The organism is Oleiphilus sp. HI0117 (genome assembly GCF_001635235.1).
In genome coordinates, this window is record NZ_LWGA01000611.1 from 1 (window position 1) to 7,091 (window position 7,091).

The following is a 7,091-nucleotide window of genomic DNA, read 5'->3' on the forward strand; positions in this document are numbered from 1 at the left end:
ATAACTATGACCATAAAGGCAAGCGAGTTGCAGTGATAGGTAGTGGTGCCAGTGCCGCACAAATAATCCCTGCGATCGCTCCGGAAGTTGAACACCTTGATGTGCTTCAACGTACCCCTCATTGGGTAATGCCTCGAAATGATTATAAATTTAAAGGCTGGCAACGTAAGTTGCTTAGTAAGAGTTGGGCCTACTTTGCTTTACGTTTCTTGATCTACTGGTGGTATGAATTCCGTGTTATTGGCTTTAAATATTCAGATTTGGCATTGAAGGTCTTGGCGAAGAACAAAGCTGAAAAGCATATTCGCAAACAGATCAAAGACCCGGACTTACAACGAAAAGTGACTCCCGACTTCACCATAGGCTGTAAGCGGGTAATTTTATCAGACACGCTTTACCCAGCTTATTGTCGAGATAATGTCACCTTATTCGATAAGAATAATGGCATAAAAGAAATCACCGAGAAGGGTATTGTGACTCAGGACGGTGTCGAGCACGAGCTGGATTTGATTGTCTACTCAACCGGTTATGATGCTACTGATGGCGTGATCTCATATCCGGTGGTGGGTAAAGGCGGTAAGACCTTAGCTCAGGCATGGAGTGACTTCCCCAGAGCTTATTTAGGGACGAGTGCGCCAGGCTTTCCAAATTTGTTTATTGTCACAGGGCCTAATACAGGCATTGGTCATACCTCCGCTTTGTTTATTATTGAGTCGCAAATGAAATACATCATGAACAGTATTTCGGCGCTTAAACAAAGTGGCAAAAAAGTGATCGAAGTCAATGTAGATGCTGAGGAGAAATATACCGATTTAATTCATCACGAGATGGCCAAAACGGTTTGGCAGCGTGGCGGTTGTAACTCTTGGTATAAGAGCAAGAGCGGAAAAGTGATTGCCATGTTCCCGGGGTTTAGTTTTACCTTCAGACGCTGGGCTAAGAAATTTAAACGCCAAGATCACTCTTTTAACTCTTAAGTAGTAAAAACGATGAAAAAAATAACAAGTTTTAAAGACAGGGTAGTGGTGATAACAGGGGCTGCCTCGGGTATGGGGCGCGCCTATGCGCTGGCTTTTGCTAAGCAAGGTAGTCATCTGGCTTTGTGTGACTATGACGAGGAAGGCTTAGGCGAGACGATCTCGTTGCTACCAGAATCACAAAAAGTCTTTGCACAGGCCTTTGATATCTCAGATGAGCAGGCAGTGTTTGAGTTCGCCGATCAGGTTAAACAACACTTGGGTCAAGCATTTATGCTTGTCAATAATGCGGGGGTTGAAGGCAGTGGTGAGCCGGTTTGGGCGACAGAGCAATCATATTTTAAGCGGGTGATGGATGTTAATTACTATGGTGTGATTCATGGTACTCGCGCATTTCTATCTGACATGCTGGCTAATAACCAAGGCGTGATTGTGAATGTCTCAAGTATCTTTGGCCTGACGGGAACACCCAATCATGCTGATTATTGTGGTAGTAAATTTGCCGTACGAGGTTTTACCGAAGCTTTAATGGTCGAATTATCGGCCAGTGATATTCAGGTACACCTTCTACATCCAGGGGGGATTCGAACCAATATCGTAAGGCATGAACATGCCCGAGACTTTTCTCAGAACTTTCTGACTACTGAACCAGAGGATATTGCCGAACATTTAATTAAGTCAGTTAAGAAAAATAAGCCTCGTATTGTCTATGGAAATAATGCTATTAAAGTGTGGTTGGCTTCCAAACTGTTGCCTTTACCGCTTGTTTGCGCGATGGTTTGGTCAGAAATGAAGAAGGTTATCGACCTTCGAGCGTATAAATACAAATAAGGATATTGAAATGTTGATAAAAAGTTTACTGGCTTTAGCTGCCATTTTGTTAGTTTTTGTGGGTGCCACGTTCATCGCTCCGGCTCCAATGGGTAAAGCGGTCTATGAATGGGCTGCTCCCTTCGAGGCTGGTTTATATGGCTTGGAAAAGGCTCAGGTAAATATTGGCGAGATGGATATTTATCTCTACCAAAATGAAATAAAACCTGAGCGTCCTACTATCGTTATGTTGCATGGCTATAGTGCCGATAAAGATGTCTGGCCACGTTTTGCTCAGTTTTTTAGCGAGCACTATAACGTGCTAATTCCTGATATGGCTGGTCATGGTGAAACGGGCTTCCATAAAGATTGGGATTACGGTGGACCTGCTCAGGTTGAACGTATCATCGCTTTGCTTGATAAATTAGCGCTCGATAAAGTTCATGTTATTGGCAATTCAATGGGCGGATTTATCGCAGGCCACTTTGCTCGTATGTATCCTCAGCGAACACTGAGCTCGACCTTAGTTGATCCGGCAGGTGTTGAGTCACCCATCAAGAGTGATATGGAGAAGATGCTAGCAGCAGGGCGCAATCCTTTCGAAATACACAGTCGTGAAGAGTTTGATACCTTTTACGGGATGACCATGGCCAAAGCACCTTACATTCCAAGTTTTATTCTTGAGGCTGTTTCAGAAAAGTACCAAGCGCGCCGAGAAGAGTTAATCGAGATCTTCCAGGACTTCCATGGCAAGCATATGTTGCAGCCGGTATTAAATGAAATTCAAGCGCCTGTGCTATTGCTATGGGGTGATCAGGACCAGCTCCTACATGTCAGCGCCGTTGATGTATGGAAGGCTGGCATTAAGAATATATCTATAAAAATTTGGCCGGGTATTGGACATATGCCTATGGTTGAGATTCCGGCTGAAAGTGCTGAGGTTTACCAGGCGTTTTTAGATAAAAATAGCTAATTTAAACGTGCCAGGCTCGACTTTGTCGGCCTGCTTACCTAGAGGAAAAATAATGAAAAACTTAAACGGTAAAGTAGCCGCGGTGACAGGTGCTGGGTCGGGCATTGGTCAAGCACTGGCGGTTAACTTGGCGCAGGAAGGTTGTGCTCTGGCCATCTCTGATGTGAATGAGAAAGGTCTGAAAGAAACGCAGAACTTACTTAAAGGCTTCAATGTGAAAGTCACAAGCCATGCTCTCGATGTAGCTGATAAAGAGGCTGTCTATGCCTGGGCCGATAAGGTGGTCGAAGACCATGGCAAAGTAAATTTGATCTTCAATAATGCCGGAGTGGCTTTGTCAGGCACGGTGGATTCGCTCTCGATTGAAGACTACGAATGGATTATGAATATCAATTTCTGGGGTGTTGTTTATGGCACCAAAGCCTTTCTGCCTCACCTTGAAGCATCGGGCGAAGGTCATGTGGTAAATATTTCCAGTATATTTGGCTTAACTTCACAGCCGTTAATGAGTGGTTATAACGCGAGTAAGTTCGCTGTTCGAGGGTTTACCGAGTCTCTTCGTCAGGACTTGGAAATTACCGGTTCAAAGGTCAGCACTACTTGTATTCATCCTGGTGGTATAAAAACAAATATTGCTCAGTCAGCGCGAGTTGACAAAAGCTCAATGAAAGTGACTGGGGCAACTAAGGAAAGTACCTTAAAAGAGTTTGAAAAAATGTTTGTTCATACGCCTGATAGTGCAGCAAAGACTATTCTTAAGGGTGTTAAGCGCAATGATAGGCGTGTGCTGATTGGTGCTGATGCGAAGGCGTTTGATGGCGTAGTGCGTCTTTTCCCAACGGGTTATCAATGGCTGTTCACAAAAGCAATCAAGTGGCGCAGTAAGGCTGCTAAGAAGTTTGCATAATTAGGTGTGTTGATTGCTGGCAGAGAACTCTACTCATAGGTGTATATCAAACTCAAACTGTGAGTTGCGTGCCAGCGATGAAGGTAGGTCACAGCCTACAAGCCGAAAGTTCCTTTTGTATACATTGAACTTATCGGCTTCCTCCTTGTCTGACTCAAAACCCTGCTAATAAATGATAATTAGAAACAGTCCATATTATTGAAAATTTAACTATACACTGTAAAGTTGTTGTGGTTTTATAGCTACCTAATTTACGAGGTAAGCCGTAAAAGTTATGAGCTTTTCCTCGGGGAAAAATATATTGCGTAAAATATAGTCGTGTGAATATATAGTTCGCACAACTGAAATAAGAGCAAAAGAATAAACGGGTGAAATCATGAATTTTATCTTCCTAGGCTTAATAAGCATCTTATATTCGAGTGCCTTATTGGCTACAGAAAACTCAGCTGAAACATCTACCAAAAGTCCTCAATGGCTTACTGATTGGCAGCAGGAAAGGTCGGAAGGTGGAATTGGTTCTGAGTGCCGAAAGCATGTCAGCAAAATTATGCAGTGTCGTTTTAAGGTGGTTGTCGATGAATCTCACGAGGCACTTACAGCCGTCATTCAAGATGTTGAAGGCTTCAAAGAGTGGGCGATCAGTGTATTGATTTCTGAGCGAGTAATGTATGAAGAATCTGATCCCGATACTTATGTTTATACAACCTATAACTTTACCGGTGCCTACAATAGAGACGCTCTAAGCCGGTATTCTATGGTGACGGATATTGAGGGACGCAGAAACCGTATTAACTTTATCACCGTAGATAAGCCTTATGAACCACGAGACTTACGTTTAGTTCGTTTCCCTTTAATGGCGGGCTACTGGCAGTTTACAAGCCTGGGTAATGGTCAGACAGAAATAGAACATCAAAGTTTTACTCAGCCAGGTGGCTTAGTACAGAGCACCTTGTATCACTTGTTTAATGTTGCTTATCTTGATTCTTCATTCGACACAATTCGAGCATTGCTGGCACAAGCTAAGAGGCCTAAGTACCAAGACGCACTGGAGTCAGGCTTATCCATTCTTGCCAAAAACAAATAACTAAGCCTAATACGAAGGATTGACGGATGGCGTCACAGGGAGCAAATAAAGGGACTGCGCTGGTTATTGGTGGAAGCATCTCAGGCATGTTATCGGCAAAAGTTCTTTCAGAGCACTTTGACTTGGTGGTGATTCTAGAAAAAGATGCTGCACCGGACGAGCTCTCTTCAACGTCGGGAGAGTTATTTCGAAAGGGGCTTCCGCAAGCCGCGCATCAACACCTTTTATTACTTAAAGGTCGCCAATTATTCGAAGAGTTTTTTCCTGGCTTTGATGCAGAGCTTGAGCGTTATGGGGCTCCCTTAGTTAACTACTCTGAAGATGTTTCTTTGTTTATAGGCGAAGGTAAATTACCGCGTTTTGAGTCTGGCTTGGATTTGAGGGTATGTCGTCGCCCTTTAATTGACAGAGTGGTGACTGAGCGGATAGAGAGTATTGAAAACATTGAGCGTCGTTACGCTTGCCAAGTGAGTGGCTTCATACTGAATAATGATAACTCGCGAGTGACAGGGCTCCGATATCAACAAGGGAGTATAAGTGCTGAAAAAACATTGCGAGCAGACTTGGTTGTTGATTGCTCGGGCCGAGGTAGCCGGACGCGAACTTGGCTCAAGAAAGAGGGCTTGTCAGAGGTAAGCGGGACGCATGTTAACCCCAAGCTAGGGTATGCCAGTCAGTTATTCGAGGTTCGACCAGGGCAGCAGGTTAAACCTATTGAGGTTGCCCCTCATGCGCCAACAAGTCCTCGTGCTGCAGGCTTGTGGCCCGTCGAGAATAATAAGTGGCTGCTCACTCTAATCGGTATGAATGCTGTGTATCCAGGTAATGACCTTAATGGGTTTACTCAATTTGCTGCTGAATTGCCAACCAAATATATTCATCGTGCCTTGAGTGATATGTCGCCGGCCTCTGGTATTACACATTTTCGAGGAACTGAAAATGTATGGCATCGCTATGATCAAATGAAAGATCATCCTTCGGGCCTGCTTGTAATGGGGGATGCGATGTGTGCATTCAACCCGCTATATGGACAAGGTCTTACACTAATTGCAATGGCTGCGAAGTCTTTAGCGTTGCGTTTAGAGCAGGGGGCGCGCTCGGGTTTCTCTAATACGTGGGCACGTAGAACCTATCGACGTTTCAATCGATTCTTTTTTACTGCGTGGATGATAGCTATCAGTGAAGATATGCGCTGGCCTGAGACAGAAGGGCGTAATATTCCTTGGTATTTAAACGTATCTTATCGCTATATGGATAGATTGCTCGCGGCCTGTATACATTCAAAACCTTTAGCACATTGCTGCTTATCGATTGCCAATATGGTGAGCTCACCGCTTAGCCTGCTTCGGCCTGACGTGATGTTAAAAGCCTTTTGGTTTGGCAGAAAGAAACAGGTAACGTTGAGAGAGGAATGCTCATGACGACTTGTCTTGATTTGACAGCTGAAAGGTCATTGGCTGCATCTGCCACTAAGGTAGGCTCTGCAGAGCGGGTTTTACTTCCATTCAAAGAAGACAGCTTGTCAACAGAAGATAAACAAAGCTTACTTCAACGTTATGGCTGCCAGTCCAGCTCTTATTTTAACTTGCAAGCCGGTGTACAACATTTTGGTTCTGCACATCGGGGCTATGTTTCCTATTTTCGTCAGCGTTTCCTTGGTTCTGAATTCAATATTGCGTTTACCCGCCCGGTGTGTGCTGATGAGGACTTTCACCCCTTATTAGATGCGTTAGAAGCGTCAACGAAGCGACCAAGTATTTTCATGGCAGTTGATGCTGATTGTGCGAGTGCTTTGATAGATCGGGGTTATCGATGTAACGATATGGGGGTTGAGTATTCGCTCTCACTCAACAGTTTTGATGTCAAAGGGAAAGAGAAAAAGTATCTGCGCTGGGCATCTAACTTTGGACGTAGGGGCTTTGTTGTTAAAGAACAGGCTTGGTCTGAGGTGAATGAAGATAGAGTTCGGGATATTTCCGAGCGCTGGCGACAAACCAAGGCGGTGACTAAGCGTGAACTTAGGCTCATTACTCGGCCGCCAGAGTATAGAGATGCTTGGGGAGTCAGGAAGTTTTTCTGTTACCTAAAAGGAGAGCTCGTTGGATATGTGTTTTTTGATCCCTATTTTCAGGATGATAAGATCATAGGTTATACAGCTAATATCATTCGCGCTTGCCCTGGGATAAAACCGAATGGCTTTCTAGATTATACAATCCTTGAAGCAATGAAGGTTTTTCAGAAAGAAGGTGTTGCTCGTTTGTCACTGGGCTTAGCACCCTTGCACGAGCTTCAGAGCTTTCCACATGAGATTGCTTCATTACGCTACTTGCAACAATTAAT

7 protein-coding genes are annotated in these 7,091 nt (G+C 44.2%); all 7 read left to right on the plus strand.

The features are described from left to right. Positions 1-977, plus strand: a 977-nt coding sequence (locus A3757_RS06765; RefSeq protein WP_068739346.1) for an NAD(P)/FAD-dependent oxidoreductase, incomplete at its 5' end; no start/stop codon positions are given. Between the two features lie 12 nt (positions 978-989). Next, entirely contained in the window at positions 990-1,808 is an 819-nt protein-coding gene (locus A3757_RS06770; protein WP_068510424.1) for an SDR family oxidoreductase, read from the plus strand. 10 nt (positions 1,809-1,818) lie between these two features. Next, complete coding sequence (locus A3757_RS06775) at positions 1,819-2,760, plus strand: alpha/beta fold hydrolase (RefSeq protein WP_068739347.1); 942 nt, start codon at positions 1,819-1,821, stop codon at positions 2,758-2,760. 52 nt (positions 2,761-2,812) lie between these two features. Continuing rightward, a complete protein-coding gene (locus A3757_RS06780; protein WP_068510415.1) occupies positions 2,813-3,667 on the plus strand; it encodes an SDR family oxidoreductase in 855 nt (284 codons plus the stop codon). A gap of 376 nt (positions 3,668-4,043) precedes the next feature. Next, positions 4,044-4,751: a hypothetical protein gene (locus tag A3757_RS06785; RefSeq protein ID WP_068510413.1), complete on the plus strand. Its 708-nt coding sequence runs from the start codon at positions 4,044-4,046 to the stop codon at positions 4,749-4,751. A 26-nt stretch (positions 4,752-4,777) separates the two neighbouring features. Beyond that, entirely contained in the window at positions 4,778-6,172 is a 1,395-nt protein-coding gene (locus tag A3757_RS06790) for an NAD(P)/FAD-dependent oxidoreductase (RefSeq protein WP_068553812.1), read from the plus strand. Beyond that, positions 6,169-7,091, plus strand: a 923-nt coding sequence (locus tag A3757_RS06795; RefSeq protein ID WP_068739348.1) for a DUF2156 domain-containing protein, incomplete at its 3' end; no start/stop codon positions are given. The genes A3757_RS06790 and A3757_RS06795, both read left to right, overlap by 4 nt.